Below are 24,339 nucleotides of genomic sequence, written 5' to 3' on the forward strand. Positions count from 1 at the left end.
GGCCACGTGAAGAATCACGCCAGTGCCGCGCCTGCTTGCGGCAACGTTCAGACCGGCGTATTACTTAGCTATATGGGTAAGTATTATCCTGCCATTGAAGACGTCTTCCAGGCACTGGCCGACCCGACCCGTTGCGCGATCGTAGCGGCGCTTGGGCAGGGACCGCGCACGGTGTCGATGCTGGCCGAACCCTTCGAGATGGCCTTGCCCTCGCTGATGAAACACCTGGCCGTGCTGGAGCGCAGCGGCGTGGTGCGCAGCCACAAGCAGGGGCGCACACGCACCTGCGAACTGGTGCCGGCGCGGCTGGGCCAGGCCGAACAATGGCTCGCAGAACAGCGTGCGGCTTGGGAAGCGCGTTCCGACCGCATGGTCGATTTCGTCGAAACCCTTCACCGACAGGAGCAGGCCCATGGCCGTAGACGCAGGTAACAACCCCGACACCGATCTGGTGATCAGCCGTGTGCTGAACGCACCGCGCGCCGCCTTGTGGCGGGCGTGGACCGACCCGGAACTGCTGCGCCAGTGGTGGTGCCCGAAGCCGTGGACCACCGAGGTACGCGCATTCGACCTGCGCCCCGGCGGGGCCTTCCACACCTTCATGCAGGGCCCCGATGGCGGCAGCAGTGACAATCCGGGCAGTTTCCTGGAGATCGTGCCGCAGCAGCGCCTGGTGTTCACCTCGATGCTGGGTGCGGGCTGGCGACCGCAGTCACCCTGGCTGGGCTTTACCGCCGTGATCACGATGGAGGACGAGGGGCAGGGCTGCCGCTACACCGCGCGGGTGATGCACCCGGACAAGGCCCTGCGTGACCAGCATGAGCAGCTGGGCTTCTTCAACGGCTGGAACACCGCCATCGACCAGCTGGAAGCCTTCGCCGCCGGGCTGTAGGCCGGAATGCGGGGTGGTGGGGTCAGGGCCCTTTCTGCGAAAGGGGTCCGACCCCCGCGATGTTGGGGTCGGATCCCTTTCGCTGTGAAAGGGCTCTGACCCCGGTTCACCGGATCAACCGACGCGGGTACCGAAGATGCGGTCGCCGGCGTCGCCCAGGCCCGGCAGGATGTAGCCCTTGTCGTTGAGCTGGGCATCGATGGCTGCGGTGTAGATCTCCACGTCCGGGTGCACGGCCTTGACCGCTTCGATGCCTTCCGGCGCGGCCACCAGGAAGATGCCCTTGATGCGGCGGGCACCGGCACGCTTGAGCATGTCGATGGTGGCGATCAGGGTGCCGCCGGTGGCCAGCATCGGGTCCAGGATCAGCGCGTCGCGCTCTTCCAGGCGGCCGGTCAGGCGCTCGAAGTAGGGCACCGGCTGCAGGGTTTCCTCGTCGCGCTGCAGGCCGACCACGCTGACACGGGCCGCCGGTATCAGCGACAGCACGCCGCTGAGCATGCCCAGGCCGGCACGCAGGATCGGCACCACGGTGATCTTGGCGCCGGCAATACGCTGCACCGTCACCGGGCCGGCCCAGCCGGGCAGGGTGTGCGGCTCGGTGTCCAGGTCGGCGGTGGCCTCGTAGGCCAGCAGCGTACCCAGCTCGTTGGCCAGTTCGCGGAAATCCTTGGTGCTGAGCGCAGCGTTGCGCATCAGGCCGATCTTGTGCTGCACCAGCGGGTGGCGCACTTCGACGATCTTCATGGTCGGGAAGGGGGAAAAGGAGAGAGGAGGCCATTTTGCCGGATTGGCGTGTCGAACCCCAAACCGGGCCTGGATCTGATGTACATGAAATGTGCAGCCTCATGTCACTGCCATGCAACCTTGCGGACATACCGTGCAGACCCATTCTTAACAGGAATGGGGATTCCCAGTGCATATCAAGACTCCGTTGGCCGTTGCCATCACCCTGACCCTGGCGATGGGGGCCGCGGCACCGCTGCAGGCTGCCGGGCAACAGGCGGTAGCCGCTACCGGCGCCGTGGCGGCCGACGCGGTAGACCTGGACCGTATCGAAGTGCGCGCCCAGCTCGAATCGCAGATCCGCGCGGTCGACCTCAAGCGCAGCAGCGACGCCATCGAGGACGCGGTGTCCTCCGATGCCCTGGGCCAGTATCCGGACAAGAACGTGGCCGAATCACTGCAGCGCCTGCCGGGCGTCAGCGTGACCCGCGACCAGGGCGAAGGCCGCTTCGTGGTCATTCGCGGCCTGGATGCCAATCTCAACAGCGTCAGCGTGGATGGCATCGCCATCGGTACGCCGGAAGATTCCAGCCGCGCCGCGCCGCTGGACGTGATCCCATCGGACTCCACCGAGCGCCTGCGCGTGGTCAAGTCGCCGACCCCGGACATGCCCGGTGATGCCATCGGCGGCGCCGTGCTGGTGGAATCGGCGTCGGCCTTCGACCGCGACGGCCGCAGCCTGCGCGGCAAGATCGAGGGCAGCCACCAGCAGCTGTCCGGCGAGACCAGCCCCAAGGCCGCCTTCAACTACAGCGAAGTGTTCAACGACACGTTCGGCGTGGCGCTGGGCGTGAATTACCAGAAGCGCCGGTTCGAGTCGGACAACACCGAAGTGGAGTACGACGGCGAGGACGATGCCGCCCCCGGTGACGTGACCGCGATCAACCTGCAGCACCGCAAGTACGAGATCGAGCGCAAGCGCATCGGTGCCAACCTCAACCTCGACTGGCGCCCCAACGAAGACAGCACGTACTACCTGCGCACGCTGTACAGCCAGTTCGACGATGCGGAGACCCGCCAGCGCGTGATCTTCAACTTCGACGACGCGAAGATGGTCAAGACCGGCACCGACCAGTACCGGCTCGATGGCATGCCGAAGGACTCGATCGACAAGCGCATGCGCTACCGCACCAAGAAGGAGAACACCTTTGCGGCCAGTCTTGGTGGCGAGAACAAGCTGACCAACGCCGTGGTCGATTACCGGATCGGCTACACCCGTACCGAAGAGCGCGTGAACGACGAGATGGAGGCGCGCTTCAAGCTCAACGGCAAGGCCTTCAATGGCACCCTGGACCAGAGCAGCCGCCTGCCCAGCTACAGCTTCGACAATCCGCAGTGGCTGGACAACGGCAACTACGCGTTCGACCGCGTCGTGCTTTCGCCCAAGCAGGTGAACGACAAGGAACACAGCGCGCAGGTCAACGTGCGCTTCGACGGCGACAGCAGCAGCATCAAGTTCGGCCTGCTCGGCCGCTGGCGCGACCGCGACGTGAATGTCGATGAGCGCGAACTGCGCGTCGGCCCGAAGGTGGTGCTGTCGAGCTGGACCACCTCTTCGCCGGAGCATCGCCACGGCAACATGGGGGATGGCATGGACTCGGCTGCGATGCGCGCGTTCTGGGCCGCCAATGGTGGCCAGTACAGCGCCCGCCCGCAGGATGTCGGCGGCAATGCGATGACGTCGCTGGAAGAGGATTACGTGGCCAGCGAGGACATCTTCGCCAGCTATGCCATGGGTACCTGGGATGTGGGCGCGCTGCGCATCATCGGCGGCGTGCGCGTGGAGAACACCCGCTTCAAGGCAGTCGGCAACCAGGTGGACGTGGCCGCCAACGGCCGCAGCTTCACCGTCACCCCGCGCGTGGCCAACAGCAGCTACACCAACGTGCTGCCGGGCCTGCATCTGCGCTATGACGCGGCCGATGACTGGGTGCTGCGCGCCTCGGCCAACAAGACCGTATCGCGCCCGTCCTTCGGCGACGTCTCGCCGCGCGTGGGTTACAGCCGCGGTGACGAGGAAGTGCGCCTGGGCAACCCGGAACTGGATCCGTACGAGTCGAAGAACATCGACCTGTCGGTGGAGAAGTACATCGGCAGCAGCGGCATCGTTTCGCTGGGCCTGTTCCACAAGTCGATCGATGGCTACATCGTGGAGACCGTGCGGACCAATGATCCGGCCTACGGCGGATTCGACGTGACCCAGCCGATCAATGGTCGCAAGGCCACCGTGCGTGGCGCGGAATTCAACTGGCAGCAGCAGCTGGCCTTCCTGCCGGAGGGCCTGGATGGCCTGCTGATCGGTGCCAGTGGCACCTGGCTGGACACCACGTTCGATGCCGGCATCAAGGGACGTGAGGGCGAGGACTTCACCCTGCCGCGCGCTTCCAAGCATGTCTACAGCGCACACATCGGCTATGAAAAGTACGGTGTAAGCACGCGTCTGGCGGCCGTGTACCGCAGCGAGTATCTGGACAGCATCGGCAAGGGGCGTGCATTCGACATCTACGTGGCACCCAACACCCAGCTCGATTTCTCGCTGGACTACAAGTTCACCCCGCGCGTGAGCATGTACTTCGAAGCGCAGAACCTGCTGGACAAGCCGCTGGAGCTTTACCAGGGCACCCGCTCGCGCACCCTGCAGATGGAAGAGTACGGCCGCACCTATGCGCTGGGCCTGAAGGTGGCGCTGTGATGGGGCGTGGCGTCACTGTCCTGGCCGCCGCGCTGGCGGCTACGCTGGTCGCCGGCTGCACGCCGGCCACCGGCAACGATCCGGTTGCGGGAGCGGCCGCGCCGGCCGCCAATGGCGAGCGCGTGGTGAGCACCATCGCCGAAGCGTTCCTGTCACCGATGACCCCGGCCGACAACATCGACTCGCCGGCGGCCTGGCGCGCGCCGGACGGCGCGCTGTGGCTGATCGCCACCGCCAAGGCCACCGACAAGCTGGTGGTCTACGACGGCAGCACCGGCCAGCACCTGCGTGACGTCGGCAGCAGCGGCACCGCACCGGGGCAGTTCGACCGCCCAAACGGCATCGCGGTGACCGACGACCTGCTGTGGATCGTCGAGCGCGACAATCACCGCGTGCAGGTGCTGAGCCTGCCGGACTTCGCGCCGCTGGCGACCTTCGCTGCGGACGACCTGCGCAAGCCGTACGGTCTGTGGGTCGACCGCCGTGCCGATGGCTACAGCGTCTACGTCACCGATTCCTGGGACAACGGCGAGGATGCGCAGGGGCGTGACATCCTGCCGCCGCTGGCCGAGCTGGACAAGCGCGTGCGCCAGTACCATGTGACCCGCGACGGCGCGAAGGTCGAGGCGAAGCTGGTGGCCAGCATCGGCGATACCACCGAGGCCGGTGCACTGCGCGTGGTCGAGTCGATCTGGGGCGACCCCGAGAACGACCGGCTGCTGATTGCCGAAGAGGACGAGCGCTACGCCAGCGAGTTCAAGGTCTACACCCTGGCGGGCCGCTTCACTGGCACCACCTTTGGCCGCGACGTGTTCAAGGCCCAGGCCGAAGGCGTGACCCTGCGCACCTGCGGCAAGGACGGCTGGTGGATCACCACCGAACAGGGCAAGCAGCGCAGCGTGTTCCACCTGTTCGACCGGCACACGCTGAAGCCGGTCGGCGCGTTCCAGGGCAATACCGTGGCCAACACCGATGGCATCTGGATGATGCAGCAGCCCAGCGCGCGCTTCCCACACGGTGCGCTGTATGCAGTACATGACGACCAGGGCGTGGTGGCCTTCGACTGGGAGAGCATCGCCAAGCAGCTGGCGTTGCCGCTGGAGTGTGGCGCATGAGCGGGCAGTGCGTAATGCGCGCGCTGGCGCTGGGCCTGCTGCTGGCGCTGCCGTCGCTGTCGTTCGCGGCGGCCGAACCGAATACCCAGGTGCCGGCAGGTAGCCGCCACTACGCGGCGACGACGGTGCCGGACCGCATCGTCGCCTCGCCGGCGGTTGATTCCAGTCATGGGTTCGCCGTGGCCTGGCGTACCGACGACAGCGTGCAGGCGCCGCTGCTGGAAATCGCGCTGGCCGCAGATTCGCCGGCCATTGAAGGCATCCGCCAGGTGCGTGCGACGACCCGCGCGCTGCAGACCGAGAACGGTCTGTCGCACCACCATCGGGCAGATATCGATGGCCTGCAGCCGGATACCCAGTACGTCTACCGTGTGCAGGGCAATGGCAGCTGGAGCGCCTGGAACCAGCTGCGCACGCTGGCCAGCGCCGATCAGCCGCTGACCCTGCTGTACTTCGGCGATACCCAGAACAAGAACGTCAGCCATGTCAGCCGCGTGGTGCGTGCCGCGCAGAAGGCTGCGCCGCAGGCGCGCATGAGTCTGTTTGCCGGTGACCTGGTCAGCGGAGGCGACAACATGGATGACAGCGAGTGGGGTGAGTGGTTCGCTGCGACCAGTTGGCTGGCGCAGGAAACGCTGGTGGCGCCGGCCATCGGCAACCACGAGTACTTCGAGGAATTCGAGGACACCCCGCAGGAGCGCCGCGTGCTGGGCCGCCACTGGCCGGTGACGTTCGCGCTGCCGGGCAATGGTGCCACCGCCGCGCAGCAGACCAGCTACTGGTTCGATGCGCAGGGCGTGCGCGTGGCCGTGGTCGATGGCACATCGGCACTCGACCTCGGCACCGCCAAGGCGCAGGCACAGTGGCTGGACAAGGTGCTGACCGGCAATCGGCAGGCGTGGACCATCGTGCTGCTGCACCAGCCGTTCTACTCGCCGCGCGAAGGGCGCGAGAACGCCGCGTTGCGTGACGTGCTGCTGCCGGTGGTACGCCGCCACAACGTCGATCTGGTGCTGCAGGGCCATGACCACACCTATGGCCGCCGTGGCGAAGGGCAGGCCGCGACGCCGCAGTATGTGGTGACCGTGGCCGGACCGAAGCAGTACCGCCTTTCCGACGAAGCGCGCAGGACGATGGACCCGGTGGCCGAGGACACCCAGCTGTTCCAGGTGCTGAACATCGACCCGCAGCACCTGCGCTATGAAGCACGCACCGTGACCGGCCGTCTTTACGATGCCTTCGAACTGCGTCGTGATGCCAAGGGTGGAAAGCAGCGCACGGAGCTGACCGAAGGCCGCATTGCTCCGCGCGACTGCCCGCGCGCGCAGACCGCCAAGGGTCGCGCCGACCGCTGCTGGGAATGAGGAGACGCCGATGACCACACCCCGCCGCATCATTCCATTGGCTGCCATCGGCGCGTCCCTGCTGTTGCTGGCCAGTGCGGTAACCGCCGCCGATACCGTGCTGCATCCCTTCCTGGTCGCCCAGCCGGCGCAGGCCCCGCAGGAGGTGAACCTGGCGGTGGAGATCCCGGCCGGCAGCTTCACCAAGTACGAGATCAAGGAAGACGGCCTGGTGCACGTGGACCGCTTCCAGTCGATGCCGGTCGCCTATCCGGCCAACTACGGCTCGATGCCGCGCACCCTGGCCGGCGACAACGATCCGCTGGATGCACTGGTGTTGACCCGCGAACCGCTGCATCCGGGCGTGATCGTGCGTTTCCGGCCGATCGGTTACCTGAAGATGATCGATGGCGGCGAGCACGACGAGAAGATCATCGGGGTGCCGACCGACAAGGTCGACCCGACCTACGCCAGTATCCGCGACCTGGCGGACTTGCCGGAGGCCGAACGGCAGCGGATCGAAGCGTTCTTCCGCGTCTACAAGGACCTGCCGGCCGGGCGAAACCCGGTGCAGCTAAATGGCTGGGGCAACGCCGCCGAGGCACGGTCAGTGATCCGCGAGGCCATGCAGCGGTTCAAGCGCTAGAACCCCGCCGTGGGTGGGTGGCCGGACGCGCGCATCACCTTCACCGCCCCTGGCTATCATGTCCGCCTTCCACAACGAAGGCGGTGCATGTGTCGGTAGCGTTGGTATGGTTCCGCCGTGATCTGCGGCTGCAGGACAATCCGGCCCTGCAGGCCGCGCTGGATGCGGGTCACGACGTGGTGCCGGTCTATCTCCACGCGCCGCACGAGGAAGGCGAGTGGGTGCCTGGCGCGGCCTCCGATGCGTGGCGCCACCGTTCACTGGGTGCCTTGGACGCCGACCTGCGCACGCGCGGTTCGTCGCTGGTGCTGCGTAGTGGTGACAGCCTGCCGGCCCTGCAGTTGCTGATCGGGCAGACCGGCGCCGAGGCGGTGTACTGGAACCGCAAGTACGAGCCGGCCACCCAGGCACGCGACGCCACCATCAAACGCACGCTGCGCGAGCAGGGCATCGACGCACAGAGCTGCAATGGCAGCCTGTTGTTCGAGCCCTGGGACATCGCGACACAGCAGGGTCAGCCGTACAAGGTGTTCACTCCGTACTGGCGCAACGTACTCAGTCATTGGCGCCTGTCGACGCTGAGTGCCGCGCCGAAGGCACTGACCGCGCACTCGGTCGACGGCCTCGCATTGGACGAGCTGCGGCTGGCGCCCACGCTGGACTGGGATTCCGGCTTCTGGGAGCACTGGCAGCCGGGCGAGGCCGGCGCGCTGGAGGCGTTGTCCGTGTTCGAGGACGGCGCGTTGCGCGGTTACCGCGAGCAGCGTGACCTGCCGGACCGGGTCGGCACCTCGCGGCTGTCGCCGCATCTGCATTTCGGCGAGATCGCACCGTGGCGCATCGCGCATGCGCTGGAGAGATTGCGCAGTGCCGGCACTGACGCCGACATCGACGGCTATCTGCGGCAACTGGGCTGGCGCGATTTCGCCTACCACCTGTTGCATCACTTCCCGAAGACGCCGACCGACAACCTCAATCCGCGTTTCGACCGCTTCCCTTGGGCCACGCCCACTGCAGCGCAACTGCATGACTGGCAGCGCGGCAACACCGGCGTGCCGATCGTCGATGCGGGCCTGCGCGAGCTGTGGCACACCGGTTACATGCACAACCGGGTACGGATGATTGTTGCCAGCTACCTGTGCAAGCACCTGCGTGCGCACTGGCTGCAGGGCGCGCGCTGGTTCTGGGACACCCTGGTCGATGCCGACCTGGCCAACAACACGATGGGCTGGCAGTGGGTGGCAGGCACCGGCGCCGACGCGGCCCCGTACTTCCGGGTGTTCAACCCGGTCACCCAGGCCGAGAAGTTCGACCCGCAGGCCCGCTACATCAGCCGCTGGGTGCCCGAACTGGCGGCGCTGCCGGTGAAAGCGCGCTTCGCGCCGTGGCAGCATCCGCTGCTGCTGGCGGCGCATGCCCCGGGCTATCCGCGTACGCCGCTGGTGGATCTGGCCGTCGGCCGCGATGCTGCGCTGGCCGCCTACCGGCAGACGGGGGCTGGGTAAAGCGCGGGCTGAGCGTTCCAGTCAGTTAGCTGAACGCGGCCCTGTTGCCGCGACCGATCATCATCCCGACATCGCATCGGGCTGTTTATTCTCTCTGCGCCCGTAAGCCGCCGACCCGACCGGAAAACAAGGAGAACCACATGATCCGCAACACCACCCGCAACGTCGCACTGGCCCTGATGAGTGCGGCCGTCCTGTCGGCCTGCGCCACCGGCGGCTCCTATGTGCAGAGCGACCAGTACGGCAACCCGACCGAACAGCAGAACCGTACCGGCCGCAACGCGCTGATCGGTACCGCCATCGGTGTGGCTGCCGGCCTGCTGACCGGTGACAGCGCCACCGAGCGGCGCCAGCACGCGCTGATCGGAGCTGGTATCGGCGCACTCAGCGGTGCCGCCGTCGGCCAGTACCAGGATCGCCAGGAACGCGCGCTGCGCGAGCGCACTGCCAACACCGGCATCGATGTGCAGCGCCAGGGCGACAACATCATGCTGAACCTGCCGGACGGCATCACCTTCGACTTCGGCAAGGCCACCCTGAAGCCGCAGTTCTACGGCTCGCTCAACGGTGTGGCCGGTACGCTGCGCGAGTACAACCAGACCATGATCGAAGTGGTGGGCCACACCGACAGCATCGGCAGCGACGCGGTCAACAACCGCCTGTCGAAGGAACGCGCCGATTCGGTGGCGCAGTACCTGATCGGCCAAGGCGTGCAGAGCGTGCGCATCGAAACGCTGGGGGCCGGCAAGTCGTATCCGATTGCCGACAACAGCACCGATGCCGGCCGTGCCAAAAACCGTCGCGTTGAAATCCGCGTGATTCCGCTCAAGCAATAACGCGTAGCGTTGTTGCTGTTCCGGCCTGGCCGGAACGAAAATGCCGCCCTTGCAGGCGGCATTTTCTGTAGGTGCCGAGCTTGCTCGGCACGCCGATAGCGCTTCCGGTTGCGGCTTCTCCGAACGGCGCCGACCAAGGTCGGCATCTACCGAAAGCCACGCAGCCGGAACGAAAATGCCGCCCTTGCAGGCGGCATTTTTGTGGGTGCCGAGCTTGCTCGGCACACCGACAGCGTTCCCGTTCGCGGCTTCTCCGAACGGCCCCGACCAAGGTCGGCATCTACCGGACGCCCGGCGCAGCCGGAAGGAAATGCCGCAACTCATCTCCTGGTAGATGCCGACCTTGGTCGGCGCCGTTCCAACCGCAGTCGAGCATGGCTCGACTCTACAGAAGCCGGTTACACCGCCGAGGCGGCGACCTTCTCCAGGATTCGCTTGCCGCTGCTCTCCAACGCCGCGTCTTCCTGGGCCTTCTGCTGCTGTGCCAGCTTCGCACCCGGGCACTGCGCCAGCATGTAGTTGGCGTCGAAGTTGAGCTTTTCCACCAGGAAATCGACGAACGCCCGCACCTTCGGCGAGACCAGGCGGCCACCGGCGAACACGGCGTTGAAGTCCACTTCCGGGCCGGTCCAGCCGGCCAGCACACGCCGTACCATGCCGGACTCGACGAACGGCTTGGCCATCACATCACCGGTCAGCAGCAGGCCTTCGCCACAGACCAGTGCACCGTTCAGCGCAGACATGTCGTTGGCGGTCATCAGCGGGGTGACCGGGAAGTCACGCAGCTCGCCGCCGTTCTCGCCCAGCTGCCAGGTGAAGCGCGGTGAATTGCCAGTGTGATACGGCTTGCGCATCGCCAGGATGCGATGGAACTGCAGTTCTTCCGGATGCAGCGGCTCACCATAGCGCTCGATGTAGGCCGGGCTGGCGAACACCTGCGTGCGCAGGCTGCCCAGCTTGCGCGCGACCAGGTTGGAATCGGGCAGGGCGCCCACACGCAGCGCCAGATCCGCTTCGCCGGCAATCAGGTCCAGCTTCTCGTTGCCCATGTGCATGTCCAGGCGGATTTCCGGATACTGCGCATGGAACTGGCCCAGCAGCGGGGCGATCCAGGTGATGCCGATCGAATAGGGCACGGTGAAGCGCAGCCAGCCGCGCGGGCCGGACTGCAACTGGCTCACCGCGCTTTCGGCTTCTTCCAGCTCGCGCGCGATGCGCTGGCAATGCTCGTGGTAGATCGAGCCGGCTTCGGTCAGGCCGAGGCGGCGGGTGGTCCGGTGCAGCAGCCGCGCGCCCAGGCGCGTTTCCAGCTCCTGCACTTTGCGGCTGACCGTGGTCTTGGGCAGGCCGAGCGATTTGGCAGCGGCAATGAAACTGCCTTGCTCGACCACCTTGACGAAGATCAGCGTCTCGTTGAGATCGTGGGACATGGTCGGGGATCCTGGACGTCGGGGATGGGACAATCGTGACAGAACGATTGGACCGGGAGCGGGATGATTATTCCCCTTAATCAGGACTAATCAAGTAAAGGTTTGAGGTCTATCGTGGCGCCATTCGTGAAATGGAGCCCCCTCGCCATGAGCCTGCGCAACATTCTTGCTCGCTTCCGGCATGTCGGCCAGAACACCCTGGACCTGGCGATGACCGTCGAAGCCCGTCCGAGTTCCTTGGTACACAAGGACTTTCGTGAGTTTACCGCGCCCATGCGTCAGCAGCGTGGCGGTGCCATCCGCCTGGCCCCGCACAAGGGTGACCGGCTGCGCCGGATCGGGACTATCCCGGATTTGGGAGGAAATGTCCCGTGAATGGGATACTGACGCCCGAAGTCCTGGTCCTCGGCGGCACCGGTGCCGTCGGCCAGGGCGTGGTCGGCGCATTGCTGGAAGCCGGCAGCCCTGTGCTGGTGGTTGGCCGCGACCCGGGTCGGCTGGCGGCGCTGCATGAGCAGTTCGCCGATGAGCCTGGCCTGGAGACGCTGCTGGGCTCGCTCAGCGATGACGGCTCGGCACGTGCCTTGGCCGAACGCATCGCGCAGCGCCCGCGTCCGCTGGCGGCGGTCATCGCCGCAATGGGTGGCCCCTACCGTCGCGGCCGGGTGACCGACCGCAATGGCGATGAGCTGTTGGGGGCGATGCAGGCCGACCTGATGCCGCACGTGCACGCGGTGCGTCACCTGCTGCCACTGCTGCAGGACAACGTGCATGCACGCCGCTACGTGATGATCGGCAGCCCGGCCAACGCCAAGCCCTGGGCGGGCTACGGCGAGACCTCGATCACCACCGCCGCGCTGCGCATGTACGCGCAGGTGGTGCACCAGGAAGCGCAGGCACTGGGTGTGCGCGCGCAGATGCTGGAAGTCTGCAGTCCGGTGTGCACCCCGGCCAACGCGGCCAATGCGTGCATCGAGTGGCCAAGCTCGTTGCTGGTCGGTCGTCGTGTGGTCTCCCTGCTGGACGGCTGCCGCGACAACCGCGCCATCGTCCGCTGCGACAGCAGCGATGCCGAACTGCCGCGCGGCCTGCTGCACCTGGATGTCCCTCCACTGTGGCGCGATACCGCGGGCATCGCTTGACCTCGACCATGGTTGAGGTCGCAGTATGCGCCGCCGATTTTTGCAACACGTTCTCATATAGCTGTACCACCCCTCCGTACGGATGCATGCCATGACTTCCCCCAATACCACCCCACATCGTTTCGGCCATCGCATCGCGATGGTCGGCGTGTCGATCCTCGCCGCGGCCGTGCTTGCGGCCTGCAGCGGCGGCCATGCCGAAGAGGCCGGTGCTCCGCCGCCGCCGCAGGTCAGCGCCGCGCCGGTGCTGGTCAAGCAGGTCAGCCAGTGGGACGAGTTCAGCGGCCGCGTCGAAGCGGTGCAGAGCGTTGAACTGCGCCCGCGCGTGTCCGGTTACATCGACAAGGTCAACTATGTCGAAGGCCAGGAAGTGAAGAAGGGCGAAGTGCTCTTCACCATCGACGCGCGCAGCTACCAGGCCGAGTACGATCGCGCCGCCGCCGAGCTGGCCCGCGCCCGCACCCAGGCCACGCTGGCCCGCAGCGAATCCGAGCGCGCCAAGCGGTTGTCCGAGCAGCAGGCGATCTCCACCGAGACCGCCGAACAGCGTCGTGCCGCGGCCGACCAGTCCGGAGCCGCCGTGCAGGCCGCGCAGGCGGCGCTGGATGCCGCCCGCCTCAACCTGGAGTTCACCAAGGTGCGTGCACCGATCGACGGCCGCGCCGGCCGCGCGATGGTCACCGCCGGCAACCTGGTCACCGCCGGCGACAGTGCCAGCGTGCTGACCACGCTGGTCTCGCTGGATACCGTGTTCGTCTACTTCGATGCCGACGAAAGCACCTTCCTGCGCTATGCACAGATGGCACGCAAGGGCGAGCGCCCCAGCGAGCGTGACAGCGCGCTGCCGGTGAAGGTCGGCCTGTCCGGCGAAGAGGGCTACCCGCATGCGGGCAAGGTCGACTTCCTCGACAACCAGGTGGCCCGCAGCACCGGCACCATCCGCGTCCGTGCGCTGCTGGACAACGCCGACCGCCAGTTCACGCCGGGCCTGTTCGCCCGCGTGCAGCTGCTTGGCAGCGGCCAGTTCCAGGCCATGCTGATCGATGACAAGGCCGTGCTGACCGACCAGGACCGCAAGTACGTCTACGTGGTAGACAAGGATGGCAAGGCCCAGCGCCGCGACATCCAGCTCGGCCGCACCGCCGACGGCCTGCGCATTGTCGAGCACGGCCTTGCCGCCGGCGACAAGGTGATCATCGACGGCGTGCAGAAGGTCTTCATGCCGGGCATGCCGGTGCAGGCCAAGGCCGTGGCGATGCAGCCGCAGGCTGCGCCGGCACCGGGCCGCGATGCCACCGCCGCCCTGAACCACTGATCCGCCGGCTCCTGATCCGCGTCCCCGCTTAGCTGCCGGCGCCAGCGGCAGCCTTCCCTGCCTTCGTCATCCCGGCGAGGGGCAGGGTGGCTGTTGCCCGCCGGACGCCTTTCCCAGGAATTCCTCCATGGACTTTTCCCGTTTCTTCATCGACAGGCCGATCTTCGCGGCGGTGCTGTCGATCGTGATCTTCGCCGCAGGCCTGATCACGATTCCAATCCTGCCGATCAGCGAGTACCCCGAAGTGGTGCCGCCGTCGGTGGTCGTGCGCACGGTGTATCCGGGCGCCAACCCCAAGGTCATTGCCGAGACCGTCGCCACGCCGCTTGAAGAAGCGATCAACGGCGTCGAAGGCATGATGTACCTGAAGTCGGTCGCCGGCTCGGACGGCGTGCTGCAGATGACCGTCACCTTCCGCCCCGGTACCGATCCGGACGCGGCGGCGGTGAAGGTGCAGAACCGCGTGGCGCAGGCGCAGGCGCGCCTGCCCGAGGACGTGCGCCGGCAGGGCGTGACTACGCAGAAGCAGTCGCCAACCTTCCTGATGGTGGTGCACCTGACCTCGCCGCAAGGCAAGTACGACACCCTGTACCTGCGCAACTACGCCCGCCTGCACGTCAAGGATGCGCTGGCGCGTATTCCGGGCGTGGGTGACGCGCAGATCTTCGGCGGCGGCGACTACGCCATGCGTGCCTGGCTGGATCCGGACAAGGTGGCTTCGCGCGGCCTGACCGCCAGCGACGTGGTGCGTGCCATGCGCGAGCAGAACGTGCAGGTCTCGGCCGGCCAGCTCGGTGCCGAACCGTTGCCGAACAGCCAGTTCCTGACCCTGATCAACGCCCAGGGCCGCCTGAAGACCGAAAAGGAATTCGGCGACATCGTGCTCAAGAGCGGCACCGATGGCGAGATCGTGCGCCTGGCCGACGTGGCCCGCCTTGAACTGGGTGCCGGTGACTACACCCTGCGCTCGCAGCTGGATGGCAAGAACGCGGTCGGTATCGGTATCTTCCAGTCGCCCGGTGCGAATGCGCTGGAGATTCGTGACCAGGTCATCTCGACGATGGACGAGATGCAGAAGACCATGCCGGCCGACGTGAAGTACGAAGCGGTGTATGACACCACCATCTTCGTGCGCGACTCGATCAAGGCCGTGGTCTCCACGCTGCTGGAAGCCATCGCCCTGGTGGTGCTGGTGGTGATCCTGTTCCTGCAGACCTGGCGTGCCTCGATCATCCCGTTGATCGCGGTGCCGGTGTCGGTGGTGGGTACCTTCGCCGCGCTGTACCTGCTGGGCTTCTCGATCAACACGCTGAGCCTGTTCGGCCTGGTGCTGGCGATCGGCATCGTGGTCGACGACGCGATCGTGGTGGTGGAGAACGTCGAGCGCAACATCGAGGAAGGCCTGTCACCCACCGCGGCGGCCCACCAGGCCATGCGCGAGGTCTCCGGCCCGATCGTGGCGATCGCGCTGGTGCTGTGTGCCGTGTTTGTGCCGATGGCCTTCCTGTCCGGCGTCACCGGCCAGTTCTACAAGCAGTTCGCAGTCACCATCGCCATCTCCACGGTGATCTCGGCGATCAACTCGCTGACCCTGTCGCCGGCCCTGGCCGCGCGCCTTCTGAAGGCCCATGGTGCTCCGAAGGATGCGCCGAGCCGCCTGATCGACCGCCTGTTCGGCTGGGTGTTCCGTCCGTTCAACCGCTTCTTCAAGTCCAGCTCGGAGAAGTACGAGCGTGGCGTAGCCCGCATCCTCGGCCGTCGTGGCGCGGTGTTCGTGGTCTACGCGATCCTGCTGGTCGGTACCGGCGTGATCTTCAAGCTGGTGCCGCCGGGCTTCATCCCGACCCAGGACAAGCTGTACCTGATCGCCGGTGTAAAGCTGCCGGAAGGTTCGTCGATCGCGCGCACCGATGAAATGCTGCGCAAGGTCGCCAAGATCGCCCAGGAAACCGATGGCGTGGCCCACACCATCTCGTTCCCGGGTCTGAACGCGCTGCAGTTCACCAACACGCCGAACACCGGTGTGGCGTTCATCCCGCTCAAGCCGTTCGCCGAGCGCCATGGCCGCACCGCCGCACAGATCAATGCCGAGATCAACCAGAAGATCGCCGGCCTGCAGGAAGGCTTCGCGTTCGCGATGATGCCGCCGCCGATCCTCGGCCTGGGCAACGGCAACGGCTACCAGATGTTCATCGAGGACCGTGGCAACCTGGGTTACGGCGCGCTGCAGAATGCGGTGCAGGCAATGCAGGGCACCGTTGCGCAGACGCCGGGCATGGCCTTCCCGATCAGCAGCTACCAGGCCAACGTGCCGCAGCTGGATGCCGAAGTGGACCGCGTCAAGGCCAAGGCGCAGGGCGTGCAGCTCACCGAGCTGTTCGACACCCTGCAGACCTACCTCGGTTCGGCCTACGTCAACGACTTCAACCAGTTCGGCCGTACCTGGCAGGTGATCGCCCAGGCCGACGGTCCGTTCCGCGAGACGGTCGAGGACATCGGCAAGCTGCGTACCCGCAACGACCGCGGCGAAATGGTGCCGATCGGTTCGATGGTCACCATCAAGCAGACCTTCGGCCCGGACCCGGTGCTGCGCTTCAATGGCTATCCGGCAGCAGACCTGGCCGGTGAGGCCGACCCGCGCCTGCTGTCCTCGGCCGAGGCGATGAACAAGCTGACCGAGATCGCCGGCAAGGTGCTGCCGGTGGGCATGACCACCGAATGGACCGACCTGAGCTACCAGCAGGCGACCCAGGGCAAGGCGGCCTTCATCGTGTTCCCGGTGGCGATCATGCTGGCCTTCCTGGTGTTGGCCGCGCTGTACGAGAGCTGGTCGCTGCCGCTGGCGGTGATCCTGATCGTGCCGATGACCCTGCTGTCCGCGCTGTTCGGCGTGTGGCTGACCGGTGGCGACAACAACGTGTTCGTGCAGGTCGGCCTGGTGGTGCTGATGGGCCTGGCGTGCAAGAACGCGATCCTGATCGTCGAATTCGCCAGAGAGCTGGAGATGGGCGGCAAGGGCATCGTTGAAGCCGCGCTGGAAGCCTGCCGCCTGCGTCTGCGCCCGATCGTGATGACCTCCATCGCCTTCATCGCCGGTACCGTGCCGCTGGTGCTGTCGCACGGCGCGGGTGCCGAGGTGCGCTCGGTGACCGGTATCACCGTGTTCGCCGGCATGCTGGGCGTGACCCTGTTCGGCCTGTTCCTCACCCCGGTGTTCTACGTGGCCCTGCGCAAGTTCGTCACCCGCAACGGCGGTGGCCAGCTGGTGCAGCACGGCGAGCCGACCATCCATCACTGACATGGAACCCCGTCGCCGCCGGTCACTGGCCGGCGGCGGCTTTCCCCTCTCAAGGCATGCATCCATGAATACCCATCAGAACAAGATCGCGCTGGTCACCGGCGCCACCCGTGGCATCGGCCTGGAAACCGTGCGCCAGCTGGCCCAGGCAGGTGTGCATACGCTGCTGGCCGGTCGCAAGCGCGATACGGCGGTGGAGCTGGCACTGAAGCTGCAGGCTGAAGGCCTGCCGGTCGAAGCCCTGCAACTGGACGTGACCGACGCGGCCAGCATCGCCGAAGCGGTCGAGCAGGTGCGCCAGCGTCACGGCCGCCTCGACATCCTGGTCAACAATGCCGGCATCATGATCGAGAACCCGGCGCAGGCGCCGTCGGAGCAGTCGCTCGACACCTGGAAGCGTACCTTCGACACCAACGTGTATGCGCTGGTCGCAGTAACCCAGGCATTCCTGCCGCTGGTCAAGCAGGCCAAGTCCGGGCGCATCGTCAACGTGTCGAGCATGCTCGGCTCGCAGACCCTGCACGCGGATCCCTCATCGGGCATCTACCACTTCAAGATTCCCGCCTACAACGCGTCCAAGGCCGCGGTGAACAGTTGGACCCTGAGCCTGGCCTACGAGCTGCGCAACACCCCGATCAAGGTCAATACCGTGCATCCGGGTTACGTGAAGACCGACATGAACGGCGGCAACGGCGAAATCGAAATCGCCGAAGGCGCGCGCTCCAGCGTGCAGATGGCGCTGATCGGCGAATCCGGTGCCAGCGGCAGCTTCACCTACCTGGGCGAGGTGCTGCCATGGTGATCCGCACGTTGGCGATGGCCGTCTCCAGCCTGGTGCTGGCAGGCTGTGTCAGCGTCGGCCCGAACTACAAGGCACCGGTGCAGGAACCGGTGGTCCTGCAGAGCGCACAGCAGCCGGTCTTCAGCAGCGTTTCGCCGGTGGCCAGCTGGTGGGCGCAGTTCGATGATCCGGTGCTGGAACAGCTGGTGCATGGCGCCCTGTCGGACAACCTGGACCTCCGCGTAGCCGTGGCCCGCGTCAGCCAGGCCCGCGCAGTGTTCGTCGAAAGCCGTTTCGACCAGGCGCCGCACATCACCGCTGGCGGCAGCTACGACCGCCGCAAGCAACCCGATCCGCAGCTGGGTGGGCAGCGGGTGTTCAGTGAAAGCTACCAGCTCGGCTTCGACGCCGGCTGGGAGCTGGATCTGTTCGGCCGCAAGCGCCGTGCCGCTGAGGCCGCCCGCGCCGACCTCGGTGCCGAGCAGGCCAACCTGGCCGATGCGCAGGTACTGGTCGCCGCCGAAGTGGCACGCAATTACTTCGAGCTGCGCGGAACGCAGAAGCGCATCGCGGTCGCCCAGCACACGCTGGAAAACCTGCGCGATACGCAGAAGCTGACCGAGGCGCGCTGGGAACTGGGCGCGGGAAGCGAGCTGGATGTGCAGAGCAGCCGCGCCCGCCTGAAGGCGATCGAGGCCGACATCCCGTTGCTGGAAGTGGCCGAGGCGCAGTCGCGCAACCGGCTGGCCGTGCTGCTCGGCCAGCGCCCGGAAGTGCTGACCGACATGCTCGCGCCGCACGACGTGCCGGCCTTCGCCAAGGCGCTGCCGCTGGGCGATACCCGCGAACTGCTGCGCCAGCGCGCCGACGTGCGCGCGGCCGAGCGTCGCCTGGCGGCTGCGACCGCACGCGTGGGCGTGGCCACCGCGGACCTGTTCCCGCGGTTGTCGCTGTCCGGCTTCGTCGGGTTCCTCGGCGGCGATGCCAGTGGCCTGGTCAATGGCAACAACAAGGCCTGGTCGCTGACCCCGTCGCTGAGCTGGGCAGCATTCGACTTCGGTACCGTGCGTGCACGCCTGCGTGCCAGCAAGGCTGAAGCCGAAGGCGTGGCCGCGCAGTACGAGCAGGCCGTGCTGCTGGCGCTGGAAGATACCGAGAACGCGCTGACCCGCTATTCCAAGCAGCAGGCACGGCTGGCGATCGTGGTCGAGCAGGCACAGGCCGCACGGCGTGCCGAATCACTGGCACAGATCCGCTATCGCGAAGGCTCGGAAGACTTCCTGACCCTGCTGGATGCGCAGCGCACGCAGCTGGCGGCCGATGACGCCCTGGCGGCGGCCGAGTCCGAAGTCAATGTCAGCGTGGTGGGCGTGTACAAGGCGCTGGGCGGCTGGGGGCAATCACCGCAGCAACCGAGCGTGGCGCAGGTGCAGTAACCGCAGGGGACGGAGGCAGCGGCTTCCGTCCCCTCCTGCTTTCAGGGCCACTGATTGGCCGGCACCTCGCGCTCGCGCATGCGCACGATGCAGAAGCGATGGCCGGTCGGTGCTTCCATCACCCACCAGCGTTTGACGAAGCCTATCCGGCGCGCGCCGAGCTTCTCCAGGCGGTCGGCCTCGGCATCGATGTCGTCGCTCTCGATGTCCAGGTGCACCCGTGACGGGTGATCGACCCGCTGGACTTCCACGTTCAAGCCCGCCGGTGCACCCAGCAGGTCGGCATACTCGGCGCCCCCTTCGACACGCGCCGCCTGTGCCTGCAGGCCGAGCGCGGCGGCCCAGAAGCCGGCACCTGCGTCGGCGGGAAGGTCCTGGCAGTCGATGATGAATCCAGCCAGCCGGCTCTGGTGGGCCATGTCCTGCTCCGCAGTTCGGGGGAGGAGGCAGGGTAACGCGATGCGTTCCGCGTACATCTTCACCTTCGTGACGTTTCTGACTCTGCCGGAATGCCGGCCCGACGTGTAACAAGTGGGTCAGGCACTCGGGAGGACAGGCGATGGCGGATGGAAGGCGGGATACCCAACGGATGTTGTTCGGCGATCCGGGTCCACCCGGTGCGGGTCTGTCAGTGGCGGTCGTGGTGCTGCTGGTGCTGGCGACGATGGCGGCGGCGGTCGGTTTCCTGCGCCTGCAGGATTCGATGTTGGGGCTGGGCCTGATTGGCGTGGCCGTGTTCCTGGCGATCGGGGCCCGCATCTGCCAGGCGCGCGACCAGCATCAGGCGCTGTATCGCCTGCTGTCGCGGCAGCCACCGCCGTAGCGGCGGCTGCCGTGGCTGCTCAGTGCCTGGGCCAGTCCAGTTCGACCACCAGCGGGAAATGATCCGATGGCAGCACGCCACCGATGCGGCGGTCATCGGTCAGGAAGCTGCGCGCATGGAAGCCGCGCACCAGGACCCAGTCCAGCTGCACGGTGGCCTTGCCGGTGAAATCGTGGAAGGTCAGCCGCGGGCCCTGCGGAGCCTTCACCTGGGTACGGGTGTCCTGCAGCACGCGGGTGAATGCCTTGTAGGTGTCGCCGCCGGGTTCGCTGTTGAAGTCGCCGGTCAGCACGACGGGCAGATCGGCCGGCAGGTTTGCCACGCGCTTGCCGATCAGTTCGGCACCCTTGACCCGCCGCGGCTCGTCTTCGTCGCGGTAGGGCAGGTGGGTGTTCATGAAGTAGAAGCGGCGGCCGTCGTCGATGCGGCGGAACAGCGCCCAGGTGACCATGCGTGGATACAGGTTGCCCCAGGTGATGCTGCCGGGCACATCGGGCGTATCGGACAACCAGAAGTTGCCTGATTTCTCGATCGCCAGCACCTTGCTGTCGTAGAACACGCCCATGTGTTCGTCGCCGCTGCCGCCGCGGCGGCCCTCGCCGAACCAGCGGTAGCCGGGGAGGTGTCCTGCCAGGTACTCGGCCTGCTCCTGCACCAGTTCCTGGGTGCCGATCACCGCCGGGTGCGCATCGAGGATGACCTTCACCATCGCGTCGCGACGGTCGGGCCAGCGCTTGCCCGGCTCGGTATCGGCCGGGGTGCGCACATTGAACGACATCACCTTCAACGGCGCGGGGGCTGCGGCCCAGGCGCTGGTCGCAGGCAGGGCAAGCGCCAGCAGCGCAGACAGTACAGGGCGACGGAAACGCGACAACATCGTGGAATCCCTCCATTCCATGAAAACGATTTCATAGAGCATCGCACGGATTGCCTGTTCATGGCTGTGCGCGCGCTGGCGGTATCCGCCGGTCGCCGCGGCGTATTCAGCAGGGCCTTTGACAGCGCATTGACCCGCCCGCGCGGGCCTGCGTGCTAGAACGGCGCTGCCGGCCACTGAACCCGGCACCGCAGCAACCATCCACGGAACCACAAGGAGCTGTGCCATGACACGATTGATTCGCGCCCTGCAGGTGTCGCTGAACCTGCGTTCGGACAATTCCACGCAGTGCATCCGTTCCAAGTATCGCTACTGGAATATCTTCTGACCGGAAGGACTCCACGTATTCGATGACATCGCCAGGGAGGGTCGATGATCTTCCCTGGCATTGGAGGCAGGGCATGGATGAGCGTGCAGCGGATGCGGAAGTGGTTTCCATCGACGACCTGCTCGAACGCGTGCGTCGCGAAGGGCCGGTACTGCGCTTCAACAATGATGTTGTCGGCATCTTTGATCCGGCCCTGGCGGTCAGGATCGACAAGGCCAACACCGACCGGCACACCGTACCGGATTCACTGATTGATTTTCTCGGGCTGCGCAGTGGCAGGGACCCTGTTGCGTGGCGCGAGGTGCGGGCGTTGCTGAGCGAGCAGGCCGGGCGGCTGGCCAGTCCCGGCCACATGCGCGACCTCTACACGCGCATGCACGGCTTCCTTGCTCAGCGCGCGGACAGGCCGCATGACCTCAGCGAACTGAGCTGGTGGACGATCTCGCAGTCGCTGTTGCCGATGCTGATCGACGGCCTCAGTCGATCCGACGTCGATGCGCTCATCGGTGAGCAGAAGACCCGATACAACGCCATCGTGCTGCAGAACTTCTCGTTCTGGCGGCGGATCATCGACTTCCATCTTTCCCGCCGCGCGGCGCGCACGGTGTCGCGGCACATCCGGCGTCGTGCGCGCCAGACCGTGCCACGCGAGGACTTCCTGCAATCCCTGCTGCCGCTGGTGCAGCGGGTCGGGGTGGACCGCGTGGCCTATCTGGTGTCGATGGTGCTGGCCGGCATGTCGGGCCTGCCGGGCATCACGGCGGCCAGCCTGCTGTACGCGATGCATCGATTTCCGCACTGGCAGGCGCGCATCCGCGAGGAAACCTCGGCGCTGAGCCTGGAGCAGTTGTATGCGCTGCCGATCAAGTCGCTGCCGTGCACGTCGCGTTTCGTCAAGGAAACCCTGCGGCTGTGGCCGGGACTGTTCGCCCTGCATCGTCCGGCCTCGCACGATATCGATATCGAGGGCGTGTGCATCCGCAAGGGCGGGGCGTACGAGTTGTCGTCCTACTTCCAGCATCATTCGCCGGAGTACTGGCAGAACCCGGACAGCTTCGATCCTGATCGCTGGTTGCCGGAGCGACGCCAGGCCAACAAGGGGGCCTACGTGCCCTTCGGATTTTCCTCGCGGGCCTGCATCGGCAGTGCGGTCGGCCACGCGCAGCTGCTGCTGTTCTGCGCATTGGTGACCCGCGATTTCGAGTTGACGGTACAGGATGAGCCCACACCGTGGATGCAGCTGGAAGGCTTTGCCATTCCGGTCGATTTCATCGGTACGCTGACGCCGCGGCACGCCTGACAGCATCTGTACTGCCTGGCTCAGTCTTCAATCTCGCCACGGCGGCCTGCCGCGCGCACCGCCTGCGCGGTGGTGGCCACGCCGAGCCGTTGTCGCGCTCGCCGCAGGTGGTTCTCCACCGTGCGTGCAGACAGCCCCAGCGTGGCCGCGATCTCCGCCTGGCGCCGTCCAGCGGCGACCCAGCGCAGCACCTCGCGTTCGCGTGCGCTCAACGCGCCTGCGCGAACATCCGCGGGCGCCTCGGCAAGCTGGCGCGCCGCACGGAAGGCTGACGTTCCGACCATTTCCAGCAGCAGGCGCGCGCTGGCGGATGCATCAATCGAGGTGCCGGCGAAACTGACCGCACCCTCCAGGCCGGTCGGGCCGAACACCGGCACCTGCAACCCATGCAGGCCATCGCCGCGCGGCTGCTTCACCACCTGATAGCGTTCGCCGCGCACGCCCTGGCGCTTGCTCCAGAAGAACGGCGCATTGCTGTCCAGTACATGGCGGTTGACCGGGCAGGCATGCAGGTAGCGGGCCAGTCCGGTATCGCTGCCGTCGCCGAACCAGTCACCCTCGATCCAGTACACGCGCTGCGCGTCGCGTTCCAGCCCGGTCCCGGTGGCAAACACCAGCAGTCGATCGTAGCCCAGGGGTGAGGCGGCGGCGCGCAGCACGCCGCCCACCGCGGGCAGTGACCGCGCCTGTTCCAGTTCCAGCAGCGCGGGCACCAGCGCAGGCATTAGCTCAGCGCCCCGCCAGTGCATCGAGCAGCGTACGCGCGGCCAGCTTGCCCAACGCGTTGCCGGCCAGCGGACTGTCGCCGGTCAGCAGCAGGCGATCCTGCAGCACGCTGCCATCGATGCCCTCATTGACGATCTGCACGCCCTGCTGCGCCAGGCGTTCACCGAAGAACCAACGCAGCTGCCCCGGCATGTAGCCGATCTCCGGTGTCTGCCGGTCCATTGCGTCGGGGAAGGCGCAGATGCGGTAACCACGGAACAGCGAGCCACCGTCGGCTTCGTCGACGCCCGCCGCCAGCAGCGCCGCCGGGCCATGGCAGAGCGTGATGATGTGGCGCTGCCCGGCCATGGCCCACTGCAGCGTGGCCTTCACCGCCGCGCTCTCCGGCAGGCCGATCAGTGCGCCGTGGCCACCGGGAATGAAGATGGCGGCATAGTCCGAATCGGCTCCCAGGCCGGCCACCACCTCATCCAGCTGCAACGGCTGGCGGAAGCGCGCCTCATAGCGTTCGTACAGGGCGCCGATCTCGCGGTCCTCGCGCGGGAAGGCCCACCATTCGAACTTGACGGCGTTGCCGGACAGCGTCGCCACGTCGATGTCGAAGCCGGCCTTGTCCAGGTGGTACATCGGCAGCAGGGTTTCCACCGGGTGGTTGCCGGTGGAGAACAGGTGGCCATTGGCGGTCGGCAGATAACGCTCGTCGGCGGCGATCATCAGCACCTTCCAGCGGCCATCGCGGCGTGCATCCGGATAGTCGGCCCCGGACAGGTCGCTCTGGGGCGAGGTGAACTGCGACAGCGAGTACGGCGACGGGAAGAAGGCATCGCGCTCGGCCGGATCGGGGGTGGGCTGGCGGCTGGGCTCTTGCGTGTTCATGCGGACCTCCGTTGGGGGAAAGTGAGCCCAGCATAGGAGGCCGCGTGCGCAGGCGCGATGAGGGATTCCCCTCAATGGACCACCACCCGGATGCTGCATCGCGCCACCGGCCCGGTTGGACAGCGGGATTATGTCGTGTTATCTAGCCGGTGCCGGGATAATCCCGGCATAACCACACAGCAAGCAAAGGAA

22 protein-coding genes are annotated in these 24,339 nt (G+C 66.6%); 16 read left to right on the top strand and 6 right to left on the bottom strand.

Annotated features, from left to right (window positions below):
• The first annotated feature begins 6 nt into the window (after positions 1-6).
• Both AC5P7A_RS18825 and AC5P7A_RS18830 read left to right on the top strand, forming a co-directional pair.
• Positions 7-432 carry an ArsR/SmtB family transcription factor gene (locus AC5P7A_RS18825; protein WP_229653747.1) on the top strand — a complete coding sequence of 142 codons (426 nt, stop codon included), beginning with the start codon at positions 7-9 and terminating at the stop codon, positions 430-432.
• Positions 413-892 carry an SRPBCC family protein gene (locus tag AC5P7A_RS18830; RefSeq protein WP_495220456.1) on the top strand — a complete coding sequence of 160 codons (480 nt, stop codon included), beginning with the start codon at positions 413-415 and terminating at the stop codon, positions 890-892. Before AC5P7A_RS18825 ends, AC5P7A_RS18830 begins: the two co-directional genes overlap by 20 nt.
• 114 nt (positions 893-1,006) lie before the next feature.
• Here AC5P7A_RS18830 and upp read toward each other — a convergent pair whose 3' ends face one another.
• The gene (upp, locus tag AC5P7A_RS18835; protein ID WP_005409099.1) at positions 1,007-1,639 is read right to left on the bottom strand and encodes a uracil phosphoribosyltransferase; all 633 of its coding nucleotides are present in this window, start codon (positions 1,637-1,639) and stop codon (positions 1,007-1,009) included.
• A 217-nt stretch (positions 1,640-1,856) separates the two neighbouring features.
• On the opposite strand from upp, the gene AC5P7A_RS18840 reads away from it, so the two are divergent.
• The 6 genes from AC5P7A_RS18840 (at position 1,857) to AC5P7A_RS18865 (ending at position 9,815) form a co-directional block, all read left to right on the top strand.
• Positions 1,857-4,370: a TonB-dependent receptor gene (locus AC5P7A_RS18840; RefSeq protein WP_425604835.1), complete on the top strand. Its 2,514-nt coding sequence runs from the start codon at positions 1,857-1,859 to the stop codon at positions 4,368-4,370.
• A complete protein-coding gene (locus tag AC5P7A_RS18845) occupies positions 4,370-5,485 on the top strand; it encodes an NHL repeat-containing protein (RefSeq protein ID WP_032959149.1) in 1,116 nt (371 codons plus the stop codon). The genes AC5P7A_RS18840 and AC5P7A_RS18845 overlap by 1 nt, the downstream gene beginning before the upstream one ends.
• Positions 5,482-6,849 (top strand): purple acid phosphatase family protein, encoded by a 1,368-nt coding sequence (locus tag AC5P7A_RS18850; protein ID WP_014646781.1) that lies wholly within the window; start codon positions 5,482-5,484, stop codon positions 6,847-6,849. The genes AC5P7A_RS18845 and AC5P7A_RS18850 overlap by 4 nt, the downstream gene beginning before the upstream one ends.
• Positions 6,850-6,859: 10 nt before the next feature.
• Positions 6,860-7,474: an inorganic diphosphatase gene (locus tag AC5P7A_RS18855; protein WP_014646782.1), complete on the top strand. Its 615-nt coding sequence runs from the start codon at positions 6,860-6,862 to the stop codon at positions 7,472-7,474.
• Between the two features lie 89 nt (positions 7,475-7,563).
• Positions 7,564-8,979, top strand: coding sequence for a cryptochrome/photolyase family protein (locus AC5P7A_RS18860; RefSeq protein WP_495220457.1), 1,416 nt, complete (start codon positions 7,564-7,566; stop codon positions 8,977-8,979).
• Between the two features lie 140 nt (positions 8,980-9,119).
• Positions 9,120-9,815 (top strand): YiaD family glycine zipper/OmpA-like lipoprotein, encoded by a 696-nt coding sequence (locus tag AC5P7A_RS18865; RefSeq protein ID WP_014646784.1) that lies wholly within the window; start codon positions 9,120-9,122, stop codon positions 9,813-9,815.
• Between the two features lie 398 nt (positions 9,816-10,213).
• Here the strand turns inward: AC5P7A_RS18865 and AC5P7A_RS18870 are convergent, their stop codons facing one another.
• Positions 10,214-11,245 carry a LysR family transcriptional regulator gene (locus tag AC5P7A_RS18870; protein ID WP_032959145.1) on the bottom strand — a complete coding sequence of 344 codons (1,032 nt, stop codon included), beginning with the start codon at positions 11,243-11,245 and terminating at the stop codon, positions 10,214-10,216.
• Between the two features lie 147 nt (positions 11,246-11,392).
• On the opposite strand from AC5P7A_RS18870, the gene AC5P7A_RS18875 reads away from it, so the two are divergent.
• From AC5P7A_RS18875 to AC5P7A_RS18900, 6 genes are all read left to right on the top strand, one after another.
• A complete protein-coding gene (locus AC5P7A_RS18875) occupies positions 11,393-11,620 on the top strand; it encodes a hypothetical protein (protein WP_041863314.1) in 228 nt (75 codons plus the stop codon).
• A complete protein-coding gene (locus AC5P7A_RS18880) occupies positions 11,617-12,387 on the top strand; it encodes an SDR family NAD(P)-dependent oxidoreductase (RefSeq protein ID WP_014646786.1) in 771 nt (256 codons plus the stop codon). The genes AC5P7A_RS18875 and AC5P7A_RS18880 overlap by 4 nt, the downstream gene beginning before the upstream one ends.
• A 91-nt stretch (positions 12,388-12,478) precedes the next feature.
• Positions 12,479-13,702, top strand: a complete 1,224-nt coding sequence (locus tag AC5P7A_RS18885) for an efflux RND transporter periplasmic adaptor subunit (RefSeq protein WP_014646787.1) — start codon at positions 12,479-12,481, stop codon at positions 13,700-13,702.
• 127 nt (positions 13,703-13,829) lie between these two features.
• The gene (locus AC5P7A_RS18890) at positions 13,830-17,000 is read left to right on the top strand and encodes an efflux RND transporter permease subunit (RefSeq protein ID WP_053495139.1); all 3,171 of its coding nucleotides are present in this window, start codon (positions 13,830-13,832) and stop codon (positions 16,998-17,000) included.
• Between the two features lie 64 nt (positions 17,001-17,064).
• Positions 17,065-17,802: an SDR family oxidoreductase gene (locus tag AC5P7A_RS18895; RefSeq protein ID WP_049439198.1), complete on the top strand. Its 738-nt coding sequence runs from the start codon at positions 17,065-17,067 to the stop codon at positions 17,800-17,802.
• Positions 17,796-19,217 (top strand): efflux transporter outer membrane subunit, encoded by a 1,422-nt coding sequence (locus AC5P7A_RS18900; protein WP_049404691.1) that lies wholly within the window; start codon positions 17,796-17,798, stop codon positions 19,215-19,217. Before AC5P7A_RS18895 ends, AC5P7A_RS18900 begins: the two co-directional genes overlap by 7 nt.
• 41 nt (positions 19,218-19,258) lie before the next feature.
• Here AC5P7A_RS18900 and AC5P7A_RS18905 read toward each other — a convergent pair whose 3' ends face one another.
• Positions 19,259-19,636 carry a VOC family protein gene (locus AC5P7A_RS18905; RefSeq protein ID WP_014646791.1) on the bottom strand — a complete coding sequence of 126 codons (378 nt, stop codon included), beginning with the start codon at positions 19,634-19,636 and terminating at the stop codon, positions 19,259-19,261.
• Positions 19,637-19,776: 140 nt separating this feature from the next.
• Between AC5P7A_RS18905 and AC5P7A_RS18910 the strand changes: the two genes are divergently transcribed.
• The gene (locus AC5P7A_RS18910) at positions 19,777-20,040 is read left to right on the top strand and encodes a hypothetical protein (protein WP_032959134.1); all 264 of its coding nucleotides are present in this window, start codon (positions 19,777-19,779) and stop codon (positions 20,038-20,040) included.
• A gap of 19 nt (positions 20,041-20,059) precedes the next feature.
• Here AC5P7A_RS18910 and AC5P7A_RS18915 read toward each other — a convergent pair whose 3' ends face one another.
• Positions 20,060-20,917 (bottom strand): endonuclease/exonuclease/phosphatase family protein, encoded by an 858-nt coding sequence (locus tag AC5P7A_RS18915; RefSeq protein WP_495220458.1) that lies wholly within the window; start codon positions 20,915-20,917, stop codon positions 20,060-20,062.
• Between the two features lie 401 nt (positions 20,918-21,318).
• Here AC5P7A_RS18915 and AC5P7A_RS18920 point away from each other — a divergent pair, with 401 nt between their 5' ends.
• Positions 21,319-22,545, top strand: coding sequence for a cytochrome P450 (locus AC5P7A_RS18920; protein WP_049439203.1), 1,227 nt, complete (start codon positions 21,319-21,321; stop codon positions 22,543-22,545).
• Between the two features lie 20 nt (positions 22,546-22,565).
• Here the strand turns inward: AC5P7A_RS18920 and AC5P7A_RS18925 are convergent, their stop codons facing one another.
• Positions 22,566-23,270, bottom strand: coding sequence for a PA1136 family autoinducer-binding transcriptional regulator (locus AC5P7A_RS18925; RefSeq protein ID WP_014646795.1), 705 nt, complete (start codon positions 23,268-23,270; stop codon positions 22,566-22,568).
• A gap of 4 nt (positions 23,271-23,274) precedes the next feature.
• Positions 23,275-24,147, bottom strand: a complete 873-nt coding sequence (gene hchA / locus AC5P7A_RS18930) for a glyoxalase III HchA (RefSeq protein ID WP_049439205.1) — start codon at positions 24,145-24,147, stop codon at positions 23,275-23,277.
• Between the last annotated feature and the right edge of the window lie 192 nt (positions 24,148-24,339).

It is taken from the genome of Stenotrophomonas sp. YJH_SMC_65 (assembly GCF_059369475.1).